We start from the raw sequence: 25,680 nt of genomic DNA on the forward strand, positions 1-25,680 counted from the left end.
ATCCAGTTGGACATGAACGCACCGCCCCGTGACCGTGTCCGTCCCAACGGCATGATGCCGATTAAGGTGTGCCACGTGGCACACCTTCCTAAATTGCTCCCATTCGAGCGGCTCACGAGCATGGCGTTCCTCCATACTCTCGCCGGCGACAGTAATCCGTTCAAAGCCAGCCGTGCGCGGGGGCTACGCTGGCGATCGGGGACTGCTGAGCCGCGATAGGTAGTCCTGCGGGGCGCGCTCTATCCCGGGACGTTGCAACCCACCGCATTGCCGGTTGGCTCATGCTCGGGCATCGTAGCGCGATGGGTGAGCCAAACAGTTTCGAACAGGCGGCACAGATCGTCGAGGCGTTCTCCGAAAGTGAGACCGACGAACGCATTCTCGAACTGCTGACGCAGATCGCGGCCGCGATCCGCGATCACGCAATAGACAACTAGGGCAGCGACCATGTGCAATCGCGCCCGCATGCTCGGTGAACCCGAAACCCATTGGGAGTCTGCTGCGAAGATCTTCAGCGAGCGACCGCGCGACAACCGGTTCGATCCGCGCGAGCTTCGCCCCAAGAGCCGAAATTATGTGGTGCGGGAACAGGACGGCGAGCGTGCTTGGGATGTGATGTCGTGGGACGTGCTGGGCGGAAAGGCTCCATGGCCGATGACCAACGTCCGTAACCTGGCCCTTCCACAGTGGCGCAAACTCGCGGAAAAGCCGGAAAACCGATGCCTCGTGCCGTTGACCGAATTCTGCGAATTCACGCCCGACAAGCATGACCTGGGTGACGGCAAACCGCCGCTCAAAGGCGAAATGTGGTTTAGTGTGGTCGATCAGCCCGTGTTCGCAGTCGCCGGGTTTTGGAAACATACTGCGGAAGGGAACGGGTTTACGATGGTCACGTGCGATCCCAACACGCTGGTGGCGCCGATCCACCCGAAAGCCATGATCACGATCCTTGATCCTGCCGACATCGATACCTGGCTGCGCGGAACCTACGACGATATCGTTGGTCTGCAGAAACCCTATGACCCTGCCAAGATGACCGTCCGGGGGCCTGTCTTCCCGACCCGCAGCAAGGAACGGTAGCAGTCGTCTTTCCTCGTCCTTCGAAGGCAACCGTGCCGAACGATCCATTGTGCTCGCTACGCGTTGTTCGACCGTAACAGGGAGCCAAGACGATGACGCAGGATGACGAACGCTGGATGCGCGAAGCGATCGCGATCGCCCGGTCGAAGGGATCCGATCCCTCGACCTCGCCGCTTGGGTGCGTGATCGTCCTCGATGGCAAGGTTATCGCGGGCGAGCGCAACCAGACGAAGGAATTGCCGGATGCGACCGCGCATGCCGAGATGATGGCGATCCGACGGGCGTGTGAAAGCACCGGGGAATTGGAACTGCGCGGTGCGACGCTATACTCCACGCTGCAGCCCTGCGGCATGTGCACGATGGCATCGGTCTGGTCGAAGGTCGGCCGCGTCGTTTACGGGGCGGGCCGTGATGATGTCCATGAGATGTATTTCGAAGCGCAGCACGTGGACACGCTCGCGTTCATCGGCGACGCCTACCGCGACGATATCGTCATTGAGGGAGGGTGCCTTCGCGACGACTGCGCCAAGCTCTATTATGGTCCGGACGCAGAGCTGCCAGTCGACGAGCAGGCAAATCTATAGCCAACTGCGGCTCCGCTAAACCGAACGAAACTTACCCTGGAGTCGGCGCGTTGCGGCGGTGCCGGAGCAGTTTGCTTCGCGGCTATCCGCTCAGCGAGGACACTATCATGGGCCTGTTTTCCAAAGACATCGTGACGTTCGACGACCTGTTCCTGCATCAGCTGCAGGACGTTTATTACGCGGAAAACCAGATCACCAAGGCGTTGCCGAAGATGGTCGACAAGGCAACCGCGCCAGCCCTGAAGCAGGGTTTCGAAACCCATCTGCGTGAGACGGAAGGGCAGATCACGCGCCTCGAGAGCATCTTCGACCTGCTCGGCGAGAAGGCAAAGGCAGTGACCTGCCCGGCGATCGACGGCATCATCAAGGAAGCCAACGAAGTCGCCGGCGAGATCGAGGACAAGGCGGTGCTCGACGCCGCGCTGATCGCGTCGGCACAGGCGGTCGAGCATTACGAGATCACGCGGTATGGTACGTTGATCGCCTGGGCGAACCAGCTCGGCCGCGCTGATATCGCGGCGATCCTGAAAGAGACGCTCGACGAGGAATATGCGACCGACGACAAGCTGACGGCGATGGCAACGTCGAGCGTGAACGCCAAGGCGGAAGCGGTCACCGCCTAAGCGTTACGATGTCGGGGGGCCGATGCCCCCCGACCTTTTCAGCTTTTCATGAAAGGCACATTCGATGGCCGATGATATCGCGTTCACGCTTCCCGAAGCCTTGCGTGCGCAAAAGCACATGCGCGATGCGCTGGGCCTGGGCGAGGAGCGGTTCCCGGTGCCCGCCTTCATCAACATGGTAAGCGACGAGATCGAGCAGTTGCGCGACGCCGGCAGGACCGATGGCGAAATCGCCGCGCTCGTCGAAGAATCGAGCGGTCATGCGCTCACCGAAGCGGATATCACGCGCTACTACACGCCAGCCGAAGACCGGCACTCCAACGAGCATTAATACCGCCTCTACCAGGTCAGCGGTTGCGCTCCTTGTCGGGGGCAGGGGGCACAGGTTTGCTATCCTGAGCGCGACTACCGACGCCCACGTCGAGCGTCGAACCGGTTCTGATACTGTCCGCGATACGCTGGCGCGCGGCTTCCCCTTGTGCGGTAACGCTGCGCGCGCTGTCGCCGCGGTCCCGCGCTAACCGCATTGCCGCATCGACGATCGTCTGTGCGGGTGCGAGGCGCGGATCGGCAAGATTCTTCTCAGGCGCGTTCTTCAAGAACAAAGCGGCCAGTCGCTCTTGTCCGGGGGAATGGCCCTGCGGCAGGATCGGTCGTTCGAGCGAGCGTACCGCGCGCTGCAGTTGCGAGGGCTGCTGAGCGTTGATCTGGACGCCTAGCGCAGCGCCGATCTCGCGGACACGCTCGAGCGGCGTCTGCTTGGGACCAATGACTGCATCGACCTGCCGTATCCCGAGATAGGTCAAAAGGTGCGACTGATACACGGGGCCTTTGGGATGCCGGACATAGGCGAGCTCCGTGCGCGCATGCGCTATCGCTGCCGATGGCGCCTCTTCCCTGACAAGCGCATGCAGGCGATCGGCTGCCTGCTGGCGCGCGACGGGCAGGTAGCGTTCCAACTCTTCGCGCGCCTTGCTGAGGGTAACGCGGTAGCGCTGCTCGGTGGGGGGCGCGCGCGTCGGCAGCATGGCGATACCGGCTGGCCCGATCCGCGCTTCGGGCGCTAGGTCACGGCGGATTGCGGCAGCGGCGAGAACCGCGGCCATTGCGCGGTGATCCCCTGTCAGGAAGCCGTGGCGCGACGCCTCCATCCATGCCGCCTTGTCGATCGAGGCGATCCGGATCGGGTGCCCCGCATCCCGCGCGATCTGTGCTGCGTGGTGCCGCATCGTCCGGCCGTTACCCTCTCGAAAAGGGTGGACGGCGTTGATCTCGTTGATGTGATTGCCCAGCCGGTCGAAAAACGTATCGCGGGTCAGTCCGCGAAAGTCAGTCTTCGCTGCCATGTCACGAAAGACGGCGTCGAGGCTGCTGGCGATATAGGGCGCGTGCGCAAAGCGTGCGCCACCCTTTGCGGTATCGACGCTGCGATCCTGGCCCGCCCAGTCGTAGACATCTTGGAACAGATGCTTGTGAAGCGCCCGATAGCCATCGGGTGTTGCCGGAAAGGTAAGACGTGCCACCTCGATCCCCCGCACCGCGGTGAAGCGCTGTTCGGCCTTTTTCAAAGCTGCGTCGTCGGTGATCCCCAGCGTGTTCCGGAGAATATCGGTGCCAGGATAGGTGTAGGGATCGTTCGCCAAAGGATCAGGCGGCGAGCTGATTTGCCCCCGGCTGGTAAAGGCCGTGGATCAGCGTTACCATCATCGCGGGTGACACGCCTTCGTCGAGCATCATCGCAAACATCGCGTCGTCCTCGGCGTCGAGGGCCATGTCCTCGATCGCAAGGTTCGCGCGCGATTCCGCAAAATCCTCGCGCCATAGCGCGACCTGCTCCGGCGTGCCGGGCTCGAAGTCCATCGAACGGATGCGCGCGCGCAGTGTATCGAGATCGATAGTAGCCATCATGTCATCCTTTCCTTGTGCGATCCTACGCTCTTGCGCGCGAATTCTCAACAAAATCGCTGTGCCATACATGCCGCTAACGAAAGCCCACCCCGCACATTCTCGGCGCGGGGCAGACGACACAGATCCTTCAATATTCGCTCGCCAGCATGATCGTCAGCACCCGCTTCGTAACCTGTGGATCCCACGGTGCCTCGCTGCCGAACATGAGGTCCATGTCGTAGCAATCGACCTTCCAGAACACGGTCTCTATTATGGTGCGCGCATCGCTCGGGCGGTCTTGGGTCCATACGCCTGAGGCAAGGCGATAGACCGCACCGAAATCGTGCTCGCCGTAAGGATCATTGTCGCCGTCGAATTTCGAGAACCGCACGATCACTGTTAGCGCGGCTAGGCGATCGGTTTCGGCAAGTGACTGAAATCCTGTGGTGATGTTGGCGATCAAAGCCAGTCCGGGGTGGTTTCGCGCTGCGTCGTTGAGGCGACGAATGGTGTCGAGATGTTCGAAAGTCTGCATGACTGTCTCCTGTCGGGCATGGGCCGCAAGGCCACTCGGCCTCACGGCCCTGCCTTCGTGGCGAACAGCCGGGGGCGAGGGGGCAGCGGGAATCGTCGGGGGTGGTGCGGGCGCAGGCAGGCGCAGCCGAACGAGCCACGGCCCGGACGATTGCCGTTGCGGGGAGAGGGGGCGGCGCGCCCCTTTCCCCGACATTCGCCGGGGATGTCATCGGCACCGCCGATGCCTGCTGGCGGGCGTCTACGCCCGCCACACGCGAGGATCGTGACCCGGATGGGCCGAGACACCGGCACGGTGGCTTGGTCGGCGCGCTTGCGCCGATAGAGCCGTGCCCGGCAGGGTCGCGCCCGACCGCCTACCGGCATGGATCGTCGTTTAAGGACTGGATTCCATGAGAGAGACGGGAATGCCGGTTACATTCCCGCCGACCAATTACGCCAGACGATAAGCCGCATAGCCGGAGCGTGATCGAGATCTACCCGTCGCAGGATCCCTTATACGCGCGTTGATCGCGCGCGCCTGGCCGTCGATCTTTGCGACGACGCTGGTGATCTAGAGGCGGTAGCCAAGCCATACGCCATGGCCCGTCGGGCATTCGCACGGATTGCATCGCGATAGGCAGGGTAAGGTCAGCGCCAGATCGCTTCTGTATCCCAGCCGGGCAGAAAACCGCCCTGGGCAGATGTTGCGAATGGCATGACGGGGAAGGTGAGCCAGTGCGCTTTCATCCGGTCGCTCCAACTGGTGCCCATATGAATTTGTTTGACGAGATAACTGGTTACAGCCGCTGCGCCATAGACGCGACTGCGACGTACGACCTCGGATCCGATATGAACCATTTGCGGTGCCTCGAACGACTTGGGCACCCGCGGCTGACTGACGATACCGGTATTCCACAGACGGGCATGATGGGCACTGATGTTGCGCACGAACGCGAGCGTCTTGATCCAGCTCACCAGCGTATCGGGCAGCAGGCCGTAACGTTTGGCAATGGCAAACCGATCGTTGGGGTGCGCCATTTCGAGCAGCCAGGACAGTGTTCCGAAATCCCAGGCTTCCACCGCCATCCAGATCGGCACAGGCGAGCTGTAGGTGCGGCGGAACGCGTTCACCCAGTCGTCCTTGACCCGGTCGACCGCCTCGTCGGCTTTAGAAAGCCAAATCTGGTGGCGGGTGGTTCCCTTGAAGGCTGCGTTCGCGCGGTTGGCGTCGAGAAAGGCGGACGATCGATGCGCCCACGGATCGCGCTTGCCGAGCGCATGCGCAAGATCGACGCGTAGCGCGACTTCGATCCGTTCGATCGCATCGAGGAAGAGGAGGCGAAGCCGCTTGTCGAAGAGGTAGAGATCGACGGCGTGACGAAACTCGGCGTTTGGCCGGAACAGGTCGCTGCGGATCGTGCGCGTTGCGTCGCCAGTGTCGGGGACGAACTGCTGAAAGGGCTGCCAGTAGGGCGTCAGTCGGCCATAGCCGATGCGCTGGAGATGCTCGGTCGCCTTGGCCGTATCACTGACGCCCAGACCGCGCTGCATAAGGAGAGCTAGCTGGTCTGCAAAGCTGAGATGAGGTTTGGTGTAGGGCGGAAGCATTCGGCCCTGATATGAAGAAGGCCGCCCCTTGATGCCAGCGGCAACAGCGGGGACGGCCATGTTGCAATCGATATATGCGCCTACGCATGAGGATTCAATGAAAAGCTGAAAAGGCCTGAACCTTGAGTTTCTGCCTCTTGGCCGCGATCCGGTGCAGGCGGATCCCGGCGCCGAAGGCGACGGCGCCGGTCACGTGAGAGACAGGCGTGCGGCCCGCCCGAAATGGACGGCAAATCCCATCAGAAGTGCGGTACCGGCTCTCGGTCTTGGGTCGACCGAAAGCCGGCAGGCGATTACGCGGCGTCGTCCAAGGCCTGCCCATTCTCGGCACCCATCCGGCTCAACAGCCAATCGGCTGCGGCCTGGGCTTGGGTGGCAGCGGTAAAGATGCAGCGCTTGTCGTTGCGAAGGGCCGATAACCAGCTTGCCAGATAAGCGGCATGGTCCTCACGGTCGTGAAGCTTGATACCGATCGCGCCGCTTACAAAGGCTGCCCCCAGTTCGGCTACCAGTTCCTCGCGGGCATAATCCTCGCGCTTTTTGAATATCAAAGTGGGACGGGCGAGCCGGTCGATATGGCCCGTTGCGTGGCAAAACTCGTGCGCCAGGGTCGAGTAATAATCGTCGCTGGTGTTGAAGTCGGTATAGTCCGGCATGACGACGTGATCGCTGCTCGGCTGATAATAGGGTTGCGAACCGTGATGCTTGAGCGTGACGGGGACGCGACCAAAGAGCGTGTCCAATTCGGCGTCCCGTTCGTCGGGATTGGTGGCGGTGATGATGGCCGCAGGCGCTGGATATTTCGTCTCGATGCCGTCGATCTGCTCGGCGTTGAAGACCGTGTAGCGCTTGAGGAACGCGACCTGCTTTTTACCGTCCTCGCCCTGCTCTCGCCCCTGATCGGCCTTCTCATCGCGAACCTCGATCTTGTTGGCATAGACCACGATTGAACCCTTCTCGCCCTTGCGGACGCAACCGCCGAGCGCGAGCGCTTGTTTAAAGGTCAGCCAATGCGGGGAGGCATAACCCTTCGTCATCGCTGCAACCCAAAGAGACAGGACGTTGATGCCGCGATAGGGAACGCCCGTCGAGCGCAGCGGGATATTCGGCGTGGGGGCACCGTTCCACGATTTAGACCAAGGCCGGGTACCAGCCTCGATCATGGTGATCATCTGATCGGTGATTTCCTGATAGATGTCGGCGCGGTTGTCAGTGATCCGTCCCATGGTATTTTTCCTTTCCTTTGAGGCAGTAAGCCGGTCGCAACAGCAACTGGCTCTGCCTTTCCGGCGAGGAACGGGATGGAGAGGGAGGGCGAGAATCTGACCACTGGCGCGGGCGAGCCGCCTTAGTGCGGCCGACGTCTACAAGGCGTCGGGTGCCGCGCTTGGCGGATTACTCGGGTGGTCTGATTGTCGTTCGGGAACGAAAGGGCAGCCGCCCTTGGTGTTCCCCCGGCGTCGATCGGCCTCCGGGGGAGGGCATCGGCGCCAACAGGTCCATGTCGCGCTCAGGGCGCGGCTGCAGGTGTGCCACGTGGCACACCCTCGATCCGTGTGTTCGCACACCGTAAGAACAAGGTCTGCCCGTGGGCAAAGTCATTCTCAGCCTAGTCGATCGTCACCCGCATGGGCGGAAAACCCCTGGGGGTTCCGCGGAGCGGCGCGTCAGCGGTGCGACGTAGAGCGCGTGCCGAAGGCAGGCCCGCTATTTCTTAATCGTCTCGACCGCACATCCATCTGGCACGCTCGCCCGCTCGATCGCGAGCTGCCGCATTCCTTCGTAATCGACGCCCCACAGACCAGCACGCTTGGCTGCGGCTTGTCTCATCAGGTCGACATAGGCACCGCCGGAAAATATTCGGTAGTCCACCGCATAGCCTTGCGCGACCATCGATGCTCCGACGCTGGCTTTGTTCGCGGGGAAACGGCACGACAGGTTTAATCGGCCATAGCTCTTTGGATCGGTCCGGCACTGGTTCTCATGCCGCAGCGCATAATCGAACATCGAGGCCGAGCAGTCCAACCCTCCGTCCCGCGCCGACAAACGCTGCAACGCATCGGCTGCAATTGCCCTGAGCTGTGGACGGTCATCATCCGGCGCATCGATACCGACAATCCGGACCCGCCCATTGGTAAACTCGACCGTATCGCCATCGACGATCCGCGGTGCAGGAGAGGTCAGACGGGTCCTGGTCGCTTCGGCAAGCTGCTCTTTGTTGTGTGATATCGAGTAGACCGCGACGATAACGAACGTCACGCCCATCATCCATTTCTGATGCCGGGGTACGCCGGGAAACAGCTTCATATCGCGCGTATCTCGCGCAGGAGGTCGTTCCAGTCGCCGGCATGGGGTGGCGGTTTGATAATGAGCTGGCGGCCATGAGCCGTCAGATGCGGGGTAGCCCGCTCGATAGCCCGTGCCGCCTCGCCACCATGCTGGCTGTAGATAACAACGGTATGGACGCTCTCGGGGATGGCAACAGCCTGATACCGTTCGATGCCCAGGACCGGCCATACGAATAGTCCGGCACCGAGCATGTTCATCACGCTCGCGGCATCCTCGACGCCTTCTGCGAGACGTAACACGCCGTCTGTCGGAACGCCGCCCCATCGGACCGCTCCGCTACCGGGGTTGCCGAGCATCCATTTGGGCTCTGACATCTCGGCTTTGCCTCGACCATCGGGACGCAGAAAGGTGCGGTGAATGGCAACGACGCCAGCGTCTTCCTCGATCGGCACGATCAGCGCGGGTGCGAACGCCTTCGCCGCGCCCGAACCGAACTGACAACGCGGATCGAAGCGAGCGTTGATACCGTCGGGTACGATCGCGCGGGAGCGCAAATAGCGATCGGCGAGCGAGCCGACATAGGGCTGGGCGTGCCGCCACACTGCGACCGCGACCTTGTTGTGGTCTGCCTTGCTCTCCTGACGCTGTCCCGGATTGTGGTCAGCGGGTGCAAGGATCTTACCCGAGCGCAGCGCCGTCATGATCGCGTCGGCGGTGCATCCAGCGAAGCAATGGAAGAGGACAGCTCGCTCGCCAACGCGAACCGAGAGGCTTGCGGTGCCGTCGGCATGAGCCGGGCAACGGCACATGGCGAAGTCGCCCTGCCATTTTCCGCCGAGCTGGCGGACGATACGGTCCGCTTGGTGCTCGACTGCCGGTGTGCGACGGTGGTCCATCTCTGGATACTCCCCTTCAGGCGGCTGTAAAGCTATCGCAGGGTGGGACCCGGTACCAGCGAAAACATAGTAAATCACTGTAACGGAAACGTAATGGAACTAGGGCTAATATTGGAGCGCGAACTGACCACGCTGCGCCCACCTGGTGGTACGATCACCGACGTTCATGTCTGCCAGCACGATACCGGTAAGTGGCATATCAATGTTCGCGTGAGTTGGCGTGGCACAACGCTGCATCATATCGGGCTTTACGACAAAAAGCGTATCCGCCTGTATAAGAAGGCTTCTTCCGCTATTCGTCATATCGTTATTGGATATGGCTATGAGGGCACGATTGCTGTCCACCCATGCGCTGGCGTGCGCGACGAAGCGTCCTTCTGACGGGCTAAAACGATAGATCCATAATGAACCTTTGTCGTTTTCGGTCTAGCGCATGAAGGTATTGTCATTTAGCTTTGCTCTATCGAGTGGAGTGAAAACATGGCAAATCGCTTATGTTCACCTCGAACCGCAGACGGTTGTCATGCGGTTCTAATCCCACCATTGGCGGTCGACGCGGCCAATGCGATCTGCACGAGCGCGGTGCGGTAATGTCGCTTCCCGCCGCTGTCGTTATGGGTCTCGCGGCGCAATGTGCGCCAAGTGTGGCACCTGCAACGATCGCGGCGATTGTCCGTACGGAAAGCCAGGGCAACGAACTGGCGATCAACGTTAACGGGCTTGGTCCCAAGGTCGCACAGCCGGCGAGCGTTGCGCAGGCGATCGACATTGCGCGCTTCTACGTCGCGAAAGGCTACTCGGTCGATCTCGGCCTCGGCCAGATCAACTCGCGCAACATGAAAGCGCTCGGGTTGACCTGGGACACGGTGTTCGAGCCCTGTACCAACATCGCTGCGGCCGGGGCAGTAATCTCCGGCAATTATCGGAGCGTCAGCGCGGGGCTGCATCCCCAGCGCGCACTTCGTATTGCACTTTCCATGTACAACACCGGGTCGCAGTCGCGTGGCTTTTCCAACGGCTATGTCGGCCGGGTCGTCGGCAATGCCGGCTTCTCCGACAGTATCCAGCCCATGTCGGTCCGGATCGCTGCGCCAACGCTACCCGATACCGACGGCCCTGCGAGCGCGTCAGCGCAGCTCGCGGCGCTGGTGACTGAAAACACGTCCGCTGAGGGGCAGTCCAAGGCTGCGCCACCCCCACCGCCGCCATCGTGGGACGTGTTCGCGACGGCAGCATACGCGCGGGCTAGCGCGGGAGGAGAAGACCGATGAACCTCGTATCGCTCGGCGGGCCGGCACTTGCCCTTCGCTCGCATGTCACCGCCCGCTTCGCAGCGATGACGCCGCGACAGCGCAAGGCACGCCACTTCCTGACGCTGTGCGGCCTGGTGGCGCTAGCGTCGCTAATCTCGGCAGAGCCTGCGTTCGCGCAAAGCAACCTCGAAGGGTTCGGCACGAAGGTGCTGGGCCTGCTGAGCAACGGTTTGCTGCGTACGATCGCGATCATCGCGCTCATCGCGGCCGGGCTCGGGTGGCTGACAGGTCGCGTCAACACGGGCGCGCTCGTCACCGTCGTCATCGGCATCGCGATCATCTTCTCGGCACCGTGGATCGTGGACCAGATCGCCGGCTGACATTGCCGGGGGCGGGCCGCACTGCGCGGTCCGCCTTCGAGTGTATCGAGTGGAGTAGTAGGCGTGGAAGAGGACCGGGAGTTGATGGCACGCAATCCGCTGTTCCTGGCGGTGACGCGGCCTGCGCTGTTCGCCGGCGTGCCGATCGAGGCGGCGGTGGTCGTGCTGCTCGCCTCGGTCATCACGCTGATCGGAACGTCCAATCCCGTCTATGGCGCGGTCGTCGCCGCGGTGATGTTCGGCCTGTCGCGCCTCATCGTGCGCCACGACGTCAACGCCTTCCGGCTGATCTTCCTGTGGGGCCGCACCAAGGCGGCCAACCGCAACCGCGTGTTCTGGGGCGGGTCGAGCTACACCCCGCTCCCCCTCAAGGGCATCAAGCGCAAGGGGTTCGGCCGCAATGGCTAAGGCAAACCGCCTTTCCGATCAGGTGCCGATGAAAATCGCGCTGAAGGAAGTGCTGCCGACCAAGTTCCTGCCATACGCACGCCACGTGACCGACGAGGTGGTGGCACTCGATTCCGGGGCGATCATGCTGACGTTCGAGCTGCAGGGCCGTGCCTTTGAGACGGCCGACGTGCGCGACCTGAACGACTGGCACGCGAAGCTCAACGTGATGCTGCGCAACCTCCACGACGATCGCCTGTCGATCTGGACGCATCTCGTTCGGTCGAGGGTCGAGCAATATCCGGGCGGCAACTTCCGTTCGCGCTTCGCCCGCGACCTCGATGCCGCCTACTTCGCGCGGATGAACAAGGAGCGGATGTTCATCAACCGCTTCTTCGTGACGCTGGTGCTGCGCCCGTCGATCCACGGCGCGGACAAGCTCGTCCAGCTCTTCAAGAACAAGACGAGGGCGAACACAGAAGCGGACTCGATCGACGCCGACCTGCTGGAGGCACTGGAGGACAAGGCCCGCGATTTCGAGCGGCTGATGGATCGCTGCTCGCCGCGTCGACTGGCGATCTACGGTCACAACGGCCTCAAGTTTTCCGAGACGATGGAAGTGGCGGAGATGGTGATGACGGGCCGGCATCGCCGCGTTCCCGTCATCCGCGGCCACCTGGGGAGCGCGCTGTACCGCCAGCGGGTGATCTTCGGTGGTGAGACGGTCGAGGTCCGTGACGCCGATCGCAGCGCCTTCGGGGGCATATTTGGCATCCGCGAGTATCCGGCGTTCACAACCCCGCGCCAGTTCGAGTCCTTGCTGGCGGTCGATTTCAGCTTCGTGCTGACGCAATCCTTCACCTTCCTCGGTCGCGCCGCGGCGTCCGAGCGGTTTCGGCTGCGTCAGAAGCAGATGGAGAATGCTGAGGATCGGGCCGTCAGCCAGATGCTCGATCTCGTCGACGCAGCGGACGATCTCATGTCCAACCGCTTTGTCCTGGGCGACCACCATTTCACGCTCGCGGTCTATGCGGAGTCGCTCAAAGGCCTGCGCGATAATATGTCGATCGCGCGCGCCGCGCTTGCCGATACCGGTATGGTCGCGGCCCGCGAGGGGGCAGCGTTGGAGGCCGCCTATTGGAGCCAGCTCGTCGGCAATTTCGCGTGGCGCGCGCGACCGGCGCCGATCACGTCGCTCAACTTTGCGGCCTTCTCGCCCTTCCACACCTATCCGGCCGGGCTCGCGACCGGGAATCATTGGGGCGATGCGATCGCGCTGATGAAGACGAGCGCGCGCAGCCCCTATTTCTTCAGCTTCCACAAGCGGGACATCGGACACACGCTGATCGTCGGCCCGACCGGAGGCGGCAAGACGGTCATCGTCAACTTCCTGATGGCGCAGGCCGAGAAGACCGGGGCGCGACAAATCTTCATCGACAAGGATCGCGGCGCGCAGATCTTCGTGCTGGCGTCGGGCGGCACGTACCTGACGCTCGCAAACGGTGTCCCGACGGGCTTTGCGCCCCTCAAGGCGCTGGAGAACACCGCGGAAGATCGATCCTGGCTCGCGCTGTTCGTGCGGCAGCTCGTCAGGGCGGAAGGTCGCCCGATCACGGTCCAGGACGAGCGCCTGATCGACGAAGGGATCGCGTCCGTCATGCGGCTTCCCCGCGAGGATCGATCGTTCGACGCGCTCCGCACGATGCTCGGCATGGCGGATGCCGGCGGAGTCGGAGCGCGGCTCGAGAAATGGACGACGCGCGGTTCGATGGGCTGGGTCTTCGACAACCCGTCGGACGAGCTGACGCTGGATGCGCGGTTCATCGGCTTCGACATGACGGACTTCCTCGACAATGCCGAGGTCCGGGCGCCGCTCATGCTCTACCTGTTCCACAGGATCGACAAGCTGCTGACCGGCGAGCGCACGATCATCGCGATCGACGAGTTCTGGAAGGCACTCCAGGACGAGGCATTCCGCGGCTTCGCGCAGGACGGTCTCAAGACATTCCGCAAGCGCAACGCGATGATGGTGTTCGCCACGCAATCGCCTGCGGATGCGCTCAAGAGCGATATCGCGCATTCGATCCTCGAACAGGTCGCGACGCAGGTCATGCTGCCGAACCCAAAGGGATCGCGGCGCGATTACGTCGAGGGCTTCTCCCTGACCGACGCCGAATATCAGCTCATCCGCGAGGAGCTGTCGCCGGAGTCCCGCAAGTTCCTGGTGAAGCAGGGTCATGACAGCGTCGTGGTCGAATTGAACCTGACCGGCCTCGATGACGAGCTGGCGGTATTGTCCGGCCGTGCCGAGACGACACCGATCGCCGTCGAGACCGCCGCGGAGTTCGGCCCCGATCCGGCGGCCTGGCTACCGATCTTCCACCAACGTCGACGCCCAAGCTGAAGGATGAGAAGGAACATGCGTAGCGCGAGAATGACCGCCCGCCTGTTAGTCGGGATCGCCCTGTTGAGCACGAGTGCCGCGCACGCGCAGCTCGGCGGGATCGTGTTCGATCCACGGGCTTTCGCTCAACAGTTGCAGCAGCTCGATCAGGCGCGGCAGCAGGTTCTAGCCGCCAAGACGCAGGTCGATCAGGGCCTACAACAGATCGCGCAGGCGAAGCAGCTTTATCAGAGCGTCAACGATGCGACCAACATCAGCAGCATTGCCAATAAACTAAAAACGGACGCGCTGCGGACCAGCAACGTATCGTCCCCGAACCTCGACGGCTTCACGAGCGGGAACCTCGATGTCGTGGGCGGCCTGCGCGGCAAGGCTAACGATGTCTATAAAGACCTAATGGGTCGCGTCCCGGCAGATGCGAGCGATGCGAGCCGATCGGCCGCGGAGCAGGGTGCACGCGAGGCGGCCGTGACGACCGGTCTGGCCGGTAACGTCGGCGATTCCGTCACCAATAGGCGGCAGGGTCTGGAGGAACTGCGTAGCCGCTTGGCGACCGCCACCACGGCATCCGAGCGGGCCGATATGTCGGCTAGGCTCCAGCTCGAGCAGGCCCAGATGATGAACGATCAGATGGCGTTGCAGGCGGTGGATATCCAGCGCCGGGCGAAAGCCGAGGCGGATTACCAACGGTATATCGCCATGCAGAAGTCGGATCGCGCGAGCTACAGGGCTGGGATGGGCCTGAACTAATGCCCCGCCCGTATCCGATCACGGCCGGAATTATCGCCGGGTTTGCCCTCCTTGCAGGTTGCTCGAAGTCGGAGCAGCAGCAGACTGGGAATGGACTGCGCTCTGACATGCAGCTTCACGACACGGCGTACTACGTCGCCAACGAGGCCGCACGGGTCGAGATGCAGGGTGTCTGCGACAAGTGGAAGGCTTCGCAGCGCTCGCCGTTCAGCTGGCCGTCGGTCGTAGTCGAGACATGCAACAACGTCGCCAGCGCCAACGAAGCAATCCGTCGCACAAAGGATCGCGACGATTTCAAGAAAGGCATGGGCATTTGATCTCCTGTCGGTGATCGACCCTTGGGGTAGGTGGAATGGCAAATCTATTCGCGACGATGTTCACCTACCTGAACAATGCTCTAGCTGCGATTATTGCAGCGTATGCGGGTGTCGTAAGCTGGATTTCAGGACCGCTTCGTGTTGGTGTGACAATTTACATCATTCTGTTGGGTATCGCGATACTCAGGGGTGCTGTCGAATATCCATTCCGAGAGTTCGTCTATCGTGGAATGAAACTCGCCGTTCTCGTATTTGCGGTCACAACTCTCTACGGTGCCTCGACCGGCTTGTTCACGATGGACGGGCTACCGCGTGATATCTCAACCGCGGTCGGCGGTCCCAACGTCAATGGGCTTGGCGATTTCTTCGACCAGATCGTCAAGGGTGCTGCGCAGACGATCGACAAGATTACCGAGATTCAGGACGCGCGTACTGCGGCTGCCGGCAAAAACCTGATTGGCATGCCGAACAACATCATCGAGATTTTCTTCACCGGCATTTACTGCCTGGTACTGATGGTGATGGCGCTTCTATCAGCGGCATTAGGATTTACGATCTGCGCGTTTGCGCTGTTTTCTCTGGCACTCCTCGCGGTAGTCGGCCCGCTCTTCGTCGCGGCGCTACTTTTCGACTCGACCCGCTCATTCTTCTTTTCCTGGCTCGGGTCGGTCATCAACTACCTTCTGCTGGTGGCGTTCGCGTTGCTGCTGACGATCTTTATCCGAAATACGGGTGAGGACTTCATGAGCCAAGCATTCGCCGGAGATACCAACATCCCCGTCATCGCGATCCGCGCGATTGCCTTCTACGTCTTGGGGTTCTTCTTCTTTCTTCAAATCCCCGGCCTTGCTGCGGGCCTAGGTGGCGGCGGTGCTTCACTCGCGACTCAATTCGCCAATGCAGCAACCGGCAACTTCGCCCCTAGCGCTGGTCGAGCGCTTTCGAGCGCGCCGGGACGATTAGCCGGCCTGCCGATCGCACGAGCGCGAGATGCCCGCCAAATGCGCTTGATGGGGGGCGCTAGCGGCAGCGGATCTCGCGGCGGGTCGCTCACCCGGACCAATTACTAGGAGCATCGGCATGAAGTTCGCACCCTTCCTGGCCATCGTTGCCATCGCCGCGATGACCCCGACCCTTCCAGTGGCTGCAGCGAAGGAGAACAAGCTCCCGCGTTGCACCGGCAAGCATCTGCGACCGGCAAACCTCTATGGAACGGTCCTCCCGACCATTCCTGATAGGGGGCTGACCCCTGCGGCGTCTGCGAGCAGGGGGGATGTGCCACGTGGCACACCTGACCCGCAGGGAGCGGCACCAGCCTCCCCGGCACCCTCACCCACCACCAATCTCTTCCCGCCCGCCAGCGCGACGCCGAGCCTACAAGGGCCGACGTCCAGCAACGAGCGGGTGCCGGCGATCGGAGCGTCGCCGAGCGCAAGCGCGGCCCTCCCGACCTCTTATGCGAGCTGCTGACAATGGCGATCGGCGTCAAAGACAACGACGAAGACCTCAAAAGCTATTTCGCGGAAGCGGAAGGCTGGGATCGTGACAGGTTCGTCACCGCTGCGCGCTCGCGGCGCGTCGCCTGGATCGTCGCGTCCGTGGCGATCGCGTTTGCGGCGATATGCGCTGCCGCGGTGTTGGCGCTCACGCCGTTGAAGACGGTCGTACCCTACGTCGTCACCGTCGATCGATCGACGGGTGCTACCGACGTCGCTCAAGAGCTGCGCGGCGATAAGTCGATTACCTATGACGAGGCGATCCGGAAATACTTCCTGGCCGATTACGTCCGAGCGCGGGAGGGGTGGATTCCGCAGGCACGCGAAGAGTTCTTCCGCAAGGTGCTGGCGCTCTCAACGCGAGAGGAACAGGCGCGTTGGACGGCTTTCTACAAGAAGGACAACCCGGACTCTCCGCAAAATCAGCTCACCGCGAACGACGCGGTTTTTGTCGCGATCCGATCGGTCGCCTTCATATCACCGAACGTCGCGCAGGTTCGCTTCGTGAAGCGCCTCGAACGCGATCAACAGGTGATCGAGACGCCGGCCATCGCGACCATCACTTTCGATGTGCTGTCCAAGCCGGAAACGGAATCTGGACGCTACGCCAACCCGCTCGGTTTCCAAGTGAAGTCCTACCGAGCCGATGCGGAGGTGCCGACACGATGAAGAGCATCCTGCTTATGGCCGCATCGCTGGGAGCGCTCGTGCCCGCGTCGGCATTTGCCGAGCAGACGCCGCGCCAGCTCGGACCGGATCAGCGCATCCGCGAGGTCAACTATACCGACGGTAATGTCATCAAAATCCGCAGCGGCTTTCGTACCGCGACGCAGATCGAGTTCGCCCCTGGCGAGGTCATTAAATTCGTCGCGATGGGCGACACGCTGTCATGGGAGGTCGCACCGGCAGACAATTCGCTGTTCGTGAAGCCCCGCGAACGGGCCGGGGTGACGAACCTCATCGTCGTGACGGAGTTTCAGGGCACGAAGCGCAACTACACCTTCGAGCTGACAGCCGTCGCCGGTGCGCGTGCGACGGGGACGTTCTTCAAGGTCCGGCTACGCTATCCCGAGTATGAGGCGCAGCAAGCGGTTCTTGCCACGCAACAAGCGCAGCTCGCGGCTGCGCTGGCGGCGCAGAACGGCGCGGTCAAGGTGGCGCTCGACCTCGGTGTTCTCGAAGGCAAGCGCAACCTGAATTATAAAGTCGAGGGCTCCTCCGACATTCAACCTTCGGAGATCAGCGACAACGGTCAGTTCACCGTTTTGCGCTTCCCGAACCAGCGCGAAATCCCCGCGATCTTCACCGTAAATCCCGACGGAAGCGAGGCGACGGCCGCGTTCGATGTGCGTGATGAGTTCGTGGTCGTCCACGGCATCTACAAGCAAATGCGCCTCCGCAGGGGCAAGGTCGTCCTCTGCATCTACAACGAAAGCCCGAGCTTCTACGGCCGTGATCCCAAGACGGACACCGCATCCGAAGTCGTCGAGCGCACGACGGAGAAGTGACGTGAGCGATAAACGATTCGACGTCGACGCGACGCCCGAAGCAGGCGAGATCGACCGCTCCCCCGCTGCCGACCGCCCGAACCGAATCCCATCACTCAATGCGGCTCAATGGGACAACAAGAAGGTGCTAGTCGGCGCGGCGCTTGCTGGCGGAATCGTCTTCGCGGCCCTGACAGTCGTCACCGGAACCGGGAGTAACAAGGCACTGGAGGTGAAGAAGGCGCCTCCTGCGGTCGAGGCGCCTTACGATCCCAAGTCGGTGATCGCACCGACGCTCGCCACGGCACCTCGCGACCCGAACGCCCCGGTGCAGCTCACCGGAACGCAGGTTCCAGCGATCGGTCCCGACGGGCAGCCGATCACTCCGTATCCATCGACCGGAACGTCAGACCAGCAAACCCGCGCGCAGTCTGAAGCCGAGCGGCGCGCGAATGAGGCCCGCCAACTCAGCGACAATGCCCGACGATCGACGCTGATCGCCTACAACGGCAACCAGAGCGGTCCGAATGGCGGTCGCACGCTCGGCGACAACACCGGGGACAGCGGCGACGCGGCACCGCAGGGCGGTAGCGCCACGTCGGCCACCCGGACCAACCTCGATACGCTCAAGCAAACGTCGGTGATCGGCACCGCCACGGCCCGCATGATCGGCAACCGCAACTATCTCGTCACCGCGGGCGCGATTATCCCCTGCGTCCTGCAAACGGCGATGGACAGCACCGTGCCGGGCTACACCACCTGCATCATCCCTCGGGATATCTACTCGGACAACGGTCGCGTCGTGCTTCTCGAGAAAGGCACGCGCGTTTTCGGCGAGTACCAGGATGGTTTGCAACGCGGCCAGGGTCGGCTCTTCGCGATGTGGACACGCGCGGTCACGCCGCGCGGTGTCGCGATCGATATAGGTTCCCCAGCGTCCGACTCCCTCGGCCGCGCAGGCGTCACCGGCAAAATCGATCGGTTCTTCTGGCAGCGGTTCGGGGCCGCCCTTCTGTTCAGCGTCCTCGATACGGGTGGACAGATCGCCGGCCAGGCCGTCAGCCCGGCCGGGTCGACCGTCTTCCGCACCCCCGGCGACACCACCTCGTCGGTCCTACAGGACACGCAGACGATCCGCCCCGTCGTGCGGGTCAACCAAGGATCCGAGCTGGCGATCACCGTCGCCAAGGATTTCGATTTTTCCCAGGTTTACGGGCTGGGTCTGAAGTGACCGCACCGGGCTTCCGCAACACGGCGATCCTCGATCATGCCGTGCGCCCGCTTCGCCGCTATCTCGACGAAGACGACGTGACGGAAGTTGTCATCAACGAACCTTCGATCATCGGCGTAGAGCGGCATGGCGGGTGGACCTGGGAAAATGAGCCCGACCTTACCCTCGAAGCTCTCAACGGGCTGGCCCGCGCTGCGGCCGCGTTCACGTCGCAGGACGTGACGCGCGAGACGCCGATCTGCTCGACAGTCTTCCCGACCGGCGAACGGGTCCAACTCGTCCTTCCCCCCGTAGTCCCCGACGGCACCGTATCGATCACGGTGCGCAAACCGTCGACGAAGACGATGACGATGGCGGATTTCGAGGCGAGCGGCCTATTCGCGGAAACCAAGATCGCCACCAAAAGGGTCAGTCCGATCGAGGAACGGCTACTGGGCCTGCTTAACACCGGTAAGCACGTCGAGTTCTTCGACCTAGCCGTGCGAAGCCGGCTCAACATCCTGATCTCGGGCGCGACAGGCTCGGGGAAGACGACGTTTTCCAAGGGGCTCATCAAGCTCATTCCAGAGAATGAGCGGCTGCTGACGATCGAGGACACGCGCGAGCTTGTCGTGCCGCACAGGAACGTCGTCCACATGATCTATAGCAAGGATGGCACCGGCACCGCCAAGGTGACGGCCAAAGAGCTGCTGGAAAGCGCACTGCGCATGAGGCCCGATCGCATCTTGCTTCAGGAGCTGCGCGACGGAACCGCCTTTTTCTACCTTCGCAACGTAAACAGCGGTCATCCGGGCTCGATAACCACCATACACGCGGACTCGGCCGAGTTAGCGTTCGAGCAACTGACGCTGCTGGTGAAAGAGAGCGAAGGCGGTGCGGACCTGGCCCGCGACGACATCCGCTCGCTCCTAAAAATCCTCGTCGACGTCGTGGTCCAGATGAAGAAGGTCGACGGCAAGTTCCGGATGACGGAGATCTACTACGATCCGGCAGGGCGTCATGCAGCCTAACCGGCGCGCACTCTTCGCCTTCGGCATTCCGGTTGCTCTCGTCGTCGCGTTCCTGATCGCCTCTGTCATCGCCTGGATATATCTCGGGCTTCCCAGCGCCAAGTTCGACCCGCTCAAGATGCCGGCGTTCTTCTGGTACTACCGGCACGACCCAGTCGTGCTGAAGGCTTTCGGCGCCGGTATGGGGATCGGGCTCTTCCTGGCGGCGATCACGATCTGGTGGTTCACCAAACTCAAACCGCCCCTGCATGGCGCGGCGCGTTTCGCTCGGGAGAGCGAGATCCGTCGCGCCGGCTTCCGTGCTGCGAACGGCATCGTCTTGGGTAAGAAAGGCGGAAAATTCCTCACGTTCGGGGGGAGCGAACATTGCATCGTCGAGGCCCCTACCCGTTCCGGCAAGGGCGTCGGCATCGTCATTCCCAACCTGCTGTCATGGCAGGAATCCGTCGTCATCCTCGACGTGAAGCGCGAAAATTGGGACGCAACGGCCGGCTTTCGCGAGAAGCACGGCCAAGCCGTCTACCTGTTCAACCCGACCGAACCGGACGGCCGAACCGCCCGCTACAATCCGCTCGGCTACATCGACCGCATTGATCCCGACGAGGTAATCATCGAGCTGCAGAAGATCGCGACGATGCTGTTCGTCGCGCCCGAACGCGGCGAGCCGTTCTGGACGGACTCGGCACGGACCGCCTTCGTCGGGGTGGGCGCCTATCTCGCGGTTTCCGATCGGCCGTTCACCATCGGCTCGATCTACCGCTTGATGACGACGGGCGACACGCGCGGGTTCTTCCGCAGCGTTCTCGAGGAGCGGCACGATTTGTCGCAAGGCTGCCGCAACGCCCTCGCCGACTTCACGTCCGGCGCCGACAATACGTTCGCAGGCATCGTGCAGACCGTCACCTCCAAGCTGAGCCTATGGCTCAATCCACGGGTCGACGCGGCGACCGAGACGAGCGATTTCGATCTACGCGAGCTGCGCACCACCCCCATGTCGGTCTATCTCGGTGTATCGCCCGACGAGTTGGACCGTGTTGCGCCGCTCTACAATCTGCTGTTTCAACAGTTGATCGACCTCAACGTACGCGAGCTGCCAAGTACGCAGACGCCGCTACAGGTTCTCGTCATCCTCGACGAGTTTGCACGCATCGGCCGCGCGCAGACGATCGCCAGTGCCTTCTCCTACGTTGCTGGCTACGGCATCCGCCTTTTGCCGGTGATCCAGTCCAGGTCTCAGCTCCGCGCGGTTTATGGCGAGCATGTCGCCAACGAGATCGTCGCCAATTGCGGGGTAGAAGTCGCCTTCACGCCCAAGGAGCTACGGGTCGCGAACGAGCTATCCGAGCGGATCGGATATGTCGGTCAAGAATCCGTCACGAAGTCGCTGACCATCCACGGCATCCTCGCCAACCGCTCCAAGTCCATGTCCGATCAGCGCCGCGCCCTCCTGCTGCCGCAAGAGCTGATGCAATTCCCCGATACCGAACTGCTTCTGCTGAGGGGCGGCATCCCTCCCATTCACGGCGACAAAATTCGATATTTCGGAGATGCCCTATTCCGTAGCCGGCTCGCGCAGGCCCCGGTGGTGGCTCCGATCCCGCAGCGGATCGATGACGCTGAGGAGCTGCCGGCTTGCGTTGAGCCGACGTTCGACCAGCTCACTGACCCCGATCCGATGTCATTCGCGATGGATAGCGTCGTAATCCAAGATTTCCCCGACATGCTCATTGACGTCTCGACCGAGCAACGGGGCGACGAACTTGTAGGTATGATCGAACAGGAGCGGTGACATGGATCAAAAGACCGACACTGCCGGCGTTGAGGCCGATCGGCGTCGTCGAACGATGGAAGTGCCGTCCGATCTGGAATCGAGGTTCCTGCGGGTCGGCGACAAGCTCTATCGGAGCCCACACGACAAAGAGCCGATGGCGACGATCACCCCCGATCGCATAAAGGCCAAGGATAAGGAGTCGCTGCCCGATCTGATCCGTCTCGCCAAAGAGAATGGGTGGACATCGCTTCGGATCGACGGCGACGAAGAATTTAAGCGGGCAGCGTATCTCGCGGCTACGGCGCAGGGGCTCAAGATCGACGGGTATCAGCCGGACGCCAAGACGAAGGCTGCAGCCGAACGTGAACAGGCTCGCCAACCTGGCGCGGTGCCCACAAAGGCGCAGACCGCTCGCACTGCGAACCAGGTTCGCGACGCTAAGGAGCAGCCCGAACCCGGACGTGATCTAGCCGAACGATTTCGCCGACAGACGGATGTGCAAAATGCCAAAGACCCCGAGCTGCGTAAGGCGCAAAGCCACGTCGCACTGGCGATGGTCGTGGCGGCCGATCGCTTCCCGGGTGAGCACACCAAGCAACGTGAGTTCGTCGCAGAGCGCAAGGAGGAAGTCGCTGCACGGATCGATCGGGGCGAACGGGTCGCCGGCGTCGAGGTCAAGCAGAAGCAGGATCAACAGGTCCGCGATATGAACCAGGAAGTGATCTACGAGAAGTCGCGCTCGATCGGGGGCCGGTGATAGCGGGTGTGCCACGTGGCACACATTCCCGTTTACCCGGCTCTAAATGGCAGTTTTAAAAAAGCGAAACCAGAAACAGGTCTTTCGAAAGCGGAACCTGCGGGCGAACGCCAGTGCGATCGGAAGGGGCAGCCTCCGGCTACAGGTTCATTTTGGGGAAGGCAGGAGTAACCGCTTGCGACCAGATGTCGCCGTCCGCCGGCTCTGGCGGCAACGTCTCGCTTTGACAGGAGCGGTCGTCCGCGTTGCGAAGCTGTCGGTCGGGCACCGGCGCTATATCGGTCTTTTTTTATCGTGCCTAGCGCGGCATGTACCCGAAGCCTCAAATTTACGACTGCCGTTACCCACTTTTCGGATTGATGTGCGTTGGTGATTCTGTCGAAATGAAAAACAGGGTGAGCATGGAGCACGAGGGCACTCTCAACCCTGATCAATCTCACGAGCAACGTGGCGTGCTGCTGCAGTTAAGCGACCGGCTCCGCGCGCTGCAAAGCCCAGAAGAAATTATCGCAACCGTTTCCGAGACACTGGGCCGCGCGCTCCGCGCCGGCCAGGTGGGTTACGCCGAAGTTGATCACAGTGGCGAATATGTGCGGATCGAGCGGGAATGGAACGACGGTTCGATCCCGAGCAACGCGCGCGATCACCGTCTGGATGAGTTCGGTCCAGAGTTCATTTCTGACCTGAGAAGAGGCGATACGATCGTCATCGACGACGTTCGCGGAGATCCCCGAACCTCCTCGTCCGAGGCACTCGCGACATTTGAGAAGGCGTCGATCCGGGGTTTTCTCAATGTGCCTCTCGTGAAGGAAGGCCGGCTCTCGGCCGTTCTGGCAGTCCACTGCCGCACGCCGGTGAAATGGACGCTCGAGGACGTCAGGTTCGCGGAGGATGTGGCCGAGCGCACTTGGACGGAACTGTTTCGCGTTCGCGCCGAACTGGCGCTCCGGGACAGCGAAGCGAAGTATCGGGAATTGTATCTCGCGGCGGAGCGCAAGGCGGCTGAGCTCGAAGCGGTCCTCGAAAGCATGTCGGACGGCGTGTATATCGGATCGTCCGAAGGGATCACTCTCGCCAACCAGGTCGCGCTGGATCAACTCGGCTTCTCAAGCAGGGAGGAGTTAAACCGCAATGTCGCCGTCCTGGCGGAGGAAGTCGAGACGCGGGACGCCGAGACCGGTATTGTTATCCCGGCGGATGAGCAGGCGTTCACCCGTGCGTTCCATGGGCAGAAGGTCGTGCAGGACGTCGCTGTCAGGCATCGGCTCACTGGCGAGCAGCGCATCGTCCGTTGCTCAGCGGCGCCGGTAGTCATTGACGGTGAGGTCATCGCCGCCGTCGCCGTCAACACCGATGTTACCGACGCTCGGCACACCGAGCAGGCGCTGCGCGATCTGAATGCGACCCTGGAGCACCGGGTGGCGGAGCGGAACCGCCTGTTCGAGATGACGCACGACCTCTTCGGCGTGGCGACCTTCGAGGGGTATCTGCAGACGATTAATCCTGCGTGGGCCTCCGTGCTCGGTCGATCGCATGAGGAACTGATTAGCCGCCCATTCGCCGATATCATCCATTCTGACGATCTTCCCACCACGGCAGACGTTATTGAGCGCCTCATGAGGGGCGAGCCCGTTCATCAGTTTCTGGTTCGCCTGCTCAAGGCGGACGGCGCCCCAATATCGTTCGCCTGGTCTGCGGTGCCCGACACCGTTCCCGAAAGCGGTATTTTCTATACGGTCGGACGCGACGTCACCGAGGAGCAGCAGATTGAGGAGATGCTGCGGCAAAGTCAGAAGATGGAGGCCGTCGGCCAGCTGACCGGTGGCCTGGCGCACGACTTCAACAACCTGTTGACTGGAATGATGGGCAATCTGGAACTACTCCAGATGCGTGTCTCGCGCGGACGCACGGACGACCTCGAACGCTTCGTCTCGGCAGCACAAGGTGCGGGCCGACGGGCAGCTTCCCTGACCCAGCGGCTGCTCGCATTCTCCCGCCGCCAGACCCTCGATCCAAGACCAACGGATGTCTCCCGTCTGATAGGGGATATGAAGGAACTGCTGCGGCGTACCGTCGGACCTGAGACATCTATCGAGGTCGTCGAAGCGCCTGATTTGTGGCCCGCGCTGATTGACGGAACGCAGTTGGAAAGCGCGCTCCTGAACCTGTGCATCAACGCGCGAGACGCGATGCCGGAAGGAGGGCGCATTACCATTGAGGCGGCCAACAAGCGCGTGGATGATCGTGCTGCGCTTCAATACGACATTGACCCGGGTGAATATCTTCAGGTCTGCGTGACCGACGCGGGAACCGGGATGGATGCGCAGGTGATCGCGCGCGCCTTCGAGCCCTTCTACACCACCAAGCCGATCGGGCAGGGCACGGGGCTTGGCCTCTCAATGGTTTATGGCTTCGCACGTCAGTCAGGCGGGCAGGTGCGGATTGACTCCGAAGTGGGGCTTGGCACGACGATCTGCATCTATCTGCCGCGATGCGATGGCGACGCCGATGTGGTGGCTGGAGGTGACGAGGCTTCCACGCCGATCGCGGGCGGAAGCGAGACCATCCTCGTCGTCGACGACGAAGCGACGATCCGCCATCTAATCGATGAAGTTCTGGACGAGCGGGGCTACACGGTCATCGGAGTCGGCGACGGCGCTGCAGGTATTAAGGTTCTGCAATCAGGTGCGCGGATCGACCTTCTCATCACCGACGTCGGCCTGCCCAACGGAATGAACGGTCGGCAGGTCGCGGATGCGGCAAGAGTGATGCGCCCCGGTCTCAAAGTCCTCTTCATCACCGGCTACGCTGAGAATGTGGCGGTCGGTAACGGCCACCTGGAGCCCGGGATGGAATTGCTGACCAAACCTTTTACGATTGAAGCACTGTCCCTGAAGGTCGCCGAGATCCTCAGGGCGCGGCCAGCAAAGATGTAATCGGTTTCTCGGTAACGA

General features: G+C 62.1%; 27 protein-coding genes. 20 read left to right on the plus strand and 7 right to left on the minus strand.

Going from position 1 to position 25,680, the window contains the following annotated elements; genetic code table 11:
* Window positions 1-281: 281 nt before the first annotated feature.
* The 5 genes from SPHN_RS16345 (at window position 282) to SPHN_RS16365 (ending at window position 2,618) form a co-directional block, all read left to right on the plus strand.
* Complete coding sequence (locus tag SPHN_RS16345; protein ID WP_248524801.1) at window positions 282-437, plus strand: hypothetical protein; 156 nt, start codon at window positions 282-284, stop codon at window positions 435-437.
* A 10-nt stretch (window positions 438-447) separates the two neighbouring features.
* Window positions 448-1,080 carry an SOS response-associated peptidase family protein gene (locus SPHN_RS16350; RefSeq protein WP_248524802.1) on the plus strand — a complete coding sequence of 211 codons (633 nt, stop codon included), beginning with the start codon at window positions 448-450 and terminating at the stop codon, window positions 1,078-1,080.
* Window positions 1,081-1,172: 92 nt separating this feature from the next.
* Entirely contained in the window at window positions 1,173-1,664 is a 492-nt protein-coding gene (locus SPHN_RS16355) for a nucleoside deaminase (protein ID WP_248524803.1), read from the plus strand.
* Window positions 1,665-1,771: 107 nt separating this feature from the next.
* Window positions 1,772-2,287, plus strand: coding sequence for a ferritin-like domain-containing protein (locus SPHN_RS16360; protein ID WP_056415662.1), 516 nt, complete (start codon window positions 1,772-1,774; stop codon window positions 2,285-2,287).
* 64 nt (window positions 2,288-2,351) lie between these two features.
* Window positions 2,352-2,618: a hypothetical protein gene (locus SPHN_RS16365; RefSeq protein ID WP_248524804.1), complete on the plus strand. Its 267-nt coding sequence runs from the start codon at window positions 2,352-2,354 to the stop codon at window positions 2,616-2,618.
* A 16-nt stretch (window positions 2,619-2,634) separates the two neighbouring features.
* On the opposite strand, the gene SPHN_RS16370 is transcribed toward SPHN_RS16365, so the two are convergent.
* The 7 genes from SPHN_RS16370 to SPHN_RS16400 form a co-directional block, all read right to left on the minus strand.
* On the minus strand, window positions 2,635-3,930 hold the full coding sequence (locus SPHN_RS16370) for a Fic/DOC family protein (protein ID WP_248524805.1): 1,296 nt from the start codon (window positions 3,928-3,930) through the stop codon (window positions 2,635-2,637).
* A gap of 4 nt (window positions 3,931-3,934) precedes the next feature.
* Window positions 3,935-4,192 (minus strand): hypothetical protein, encoded by a 258-nt coding sequence (locus SPHN_RS16375; RefSeq protein WP_248524806.1) that lies wholly within the window; start codon window positions 4,190-4,192, stop codon window positions 3,935-3,937.
* Between the two features lie 130 nt (window positions 4,193-4,322).
* Window positions 4,323-4,709, minus strand: a complete 387-nt coding sequence (locus SPHN_RS16380) for a DUF3768 domain-containing protein (protein ID WP_248524807.1) — start codon at window positions 4,707-4,709, stop codon at window positions 4,323-4,325.
* Between the two features lie 629 nt (window positions 4,710-5,338).
* Entirely contained in the window at window positions 5,339-6,358 is a 1,020-nt protein-coding gene (locus tag SPHN_RS16385; protein WP_248524808.1) for an Abi family protein, read from the minus strand.
* Between the two features lie 233 nt (window positions 6,359-6,591).
* Complete coding sequence (locus SPHN_RS16390; RefSeq protein ID WP_248524810.1) at window positions 6,592-7,524, minus strand: ArdC family protein; 933 nt, start codon at window positions 7,522-7,524, stop codon at window positions 6,592-6,594.
* 481 nt (window positions 7,525-8,005) lie between these two features.
* The gene (locus SPHN_RS16395; protein WP_248524812.1) at window positions 8,006-8,605 is read right to left on the minus strand and encodes a thermonuclease family protein; all 600 of its coding nucleotides are present in this window, start codon (window positions 8,603-8,605) and stop codon (window positions 8,006-8,008) included.
* On the minus strand, window positions 8,602-9,483 hold the full coding sequence (locus SPHN_RS16400; protein ID WP_248524814.1) for a DUF7146 domain-containing protein: 882 nt from the start codon (window positions 9,481-9,483) through the stop codon (window positions 8,602-8,604). The genes SPHN_RS16395 and SPHN_RS16400 overlap by 4 nt, the downstream gene beginning before the upstream one ends.
* A 93-nt stretch (window positions 9,484-9,576) precedes the next feature.
* Here SPHN_RS16400 and SPHN_RS16405 point away from each other — a divergent pair, with 93 nt between their 5' ends.
* The 15 genes from SPHN_RS16405 to SPHN_RS16475 all read left to right on the plus strand — a co-directional run bounded on the left by SPHN_RS16405 (window position 9,577) and on the right by SPHN_RS16475 (window position 25,662).
* Entirely contained in the window at window positions 9,577-9,864 is a 288-nt protein-coding gene (locus SPHN_RS16405; RefSeq protein WP_248524816.1) for a hypothetical protein, read from the plus strand.
* Between the two features lie 233 nt (window positions 9,865-10,097).
* A complete protein-coding gene (locus tag SPHN_RS16410; RefSeq protein ID WP_282580618.1) occupies window positions 10,098-10,754 on the plus strand; it encodes a lytic transglycosylase domain-containing protein in 657 nt (218 codons plus the stop codon).
* Window positions 10,751-11,116, plus strand: a complete 366-nt coding sequence (locus tag SPHN_RS16415) for a TrbC/VirB2 family protein (protein ID WP_248524820.1) — start codon at window positions 10,751-10,753, stop codon at window positions 11,114-11,116. The genes SPHN_RS16410 and SPHN_RS16415 overlap by 4 nt, the downstream gene beginning before the upstream one ends.
* A gap of 84 nt (window positions 11,117-11,200) precedes the next feature.
* Entirely contained in the window at window positions 11,201-11,524 is a 324-nt protein-coding gene (locus SPHN_RS16420) for a type IV secretion system protein VirB3 (RefSeq protein ID WP_128456002.1), read from the plus strand.
* Window positions 11,517-13,907, plus strand: a complete 2,391-nt coding sequence (locus tag SPHN_RS16425; RefSeq protein ID WP_248524821.1) for a VirB4 family type IV secretion/conjugal transfer ATPase — start codon at window positions 11,517-11,519, stop codon at window positions 13,905-13,907. The genes SPHN_RS16420 and SPHN_RS16425 overlap by 8 nt, the downstream gene beginning before the upstream one ends.
* Window positions 13,908-13,937: 30 nt before the next feature.
* Window positions 13,938-14,657 carry a type IV secretion system protein gene (locus SPHN_RS16430; protein ID WP_248524822.1) on the plus strand — a complete coding sequence of 240 codons (720 nt, stop codon included), beginning with the start codon at window positions 13,938-13,940 and terminating at the stop codon, window positions 14,655-14,657.
* Window positions 14,657-14,974 (plus strand): hypothetical protein, encoded by a 318-nt coding sequence (locus SPHN_RS16435; RefSeq protein ID WP_248524823.1) that lies wholly within the window; start codon window positions 14,657-14,659, stop codon window positions 14,972-14,974. Before SPHN_RS16430 ends, SPHN_RS16435 begins: the two co-directional genes overlap by 1 nt.
* A 35-nt stretch (window positions 14,975-15,009) precedes the next feature.
* Entirely contained in the window at window positions 15,010-16,044 is a 1,035-nt protein-coding gene (locus tag SPHN_RS16440) for a type IV secretion system protein (RefSeq protein WP_248524824.1), read from the plus strand.
* Between the two features lie 402 nt (window positions 16,045-16,446).
* Window positions 16,447-17,139 (plus strand): virB8 family protein, encoded by a 693-nt coding sequence (locus SPHN_RS16445; protein ID WP_248524825.1) that lies wholly within the window; start codon window positions 16,447-16,449, stop codon window positions 17,137-17,139.
* Complete coding sequence (locus SPHN_RS16450) at window positions 17,136-17,978, plus strand: TrbG/VirB9 family P-type conjugative transfer protein (protein WP_248524826.1); 843 nt, start codon at window positions 17,136-17,138, stop codon at window positions 17,976-17,978. The genes SPHN_RS16445 and SPHN_RS16450 overlap by 4 nt, the downstream gene beginning before the upstream one ends.
* Before the next feature lies 1 nt (window position 17,979).
* Window positions 17,980-19,188 carry a type IV secretion system protein VirB10 gene (virB10, locus tag SPHN_RS18535; protein WP_248524827.1) on the plus strand — a complete coding sequence of 403 codons (1,209 nt, stop codon included), beginning with the start codon at window positions 17,980-17,982 and terminating at the stop codon, window positions 19,186-19,188.
* Window positions 19,185-20,198: a P-type DNA transfer ATPase VirB11 gene (virB11, locus tag SPHN_RS16460; protein ID WP_248524829.1), complete on the plus strand. Its 1,014-nt coding sequence runs from the start codon at window positions 19,185-19,187 to the stop codon at window positions 20,196-20,198. Before virB10 ends, virB11 begins: the two co-directional genes overlap by 4 nt.
* Window positions 20,188-21,987 carry a type IV secretory system conjugative DNA transfer family protein gene (locus tag SPHN_RS16465; protein WP_248524831.1) on the plus strand — a complete coding sequence of 600 codons (1,800 nt, stop codon included), beginning with the start codon at window positions 20,188-20,190 and terminating at the stop codon, window positions 21,985-21,987. Before virB11 ends, SPHN_RS16465 begins: the two co-directional genes overlap by 11 nt.
* A gap of 55 nt (window positions 21,988-22,042) precedes the next feature.
* Window positions 22,043-22,726 carry an LPD7 domain-containing protein gene (locus tag SPHN_RS16470; protein ID WP_248524832.1) on the plus strand — a complete coding sequence of 228 codons (684 nt, stop codon included), beginning with the start codon at window positions 22,043-22,045 and terminating at the stop codon, window positions 22,724-22,726.
* A gap of 401 nt (window positions 22,727-23,127) precedes the next feature.
* On the plus strand, window positions 23,128-25,662 hold the full coding sequence (locus SPHN_RS16475) for a PAS domain S-box protein (protein ID WP_248524833.1): 2,535 nt from the start codon (window positions 23,128-23,130) through the stop codon (window positions 25,660-25,662).
* Window positions 25,663-25,680: the final 18 nt, after the last annotated feature.

Source organism: Sphingomonas faeni, assembly GCF_023195535.1.
In the GTDB taxonomy this organism is placed as follows: Bacteria; Pseudomonadota; Alphaproteobacteria; order Sphingomonadales; family Sphingomonadaceae; genus Sphingomonas; species Sphingomonas faeni_B.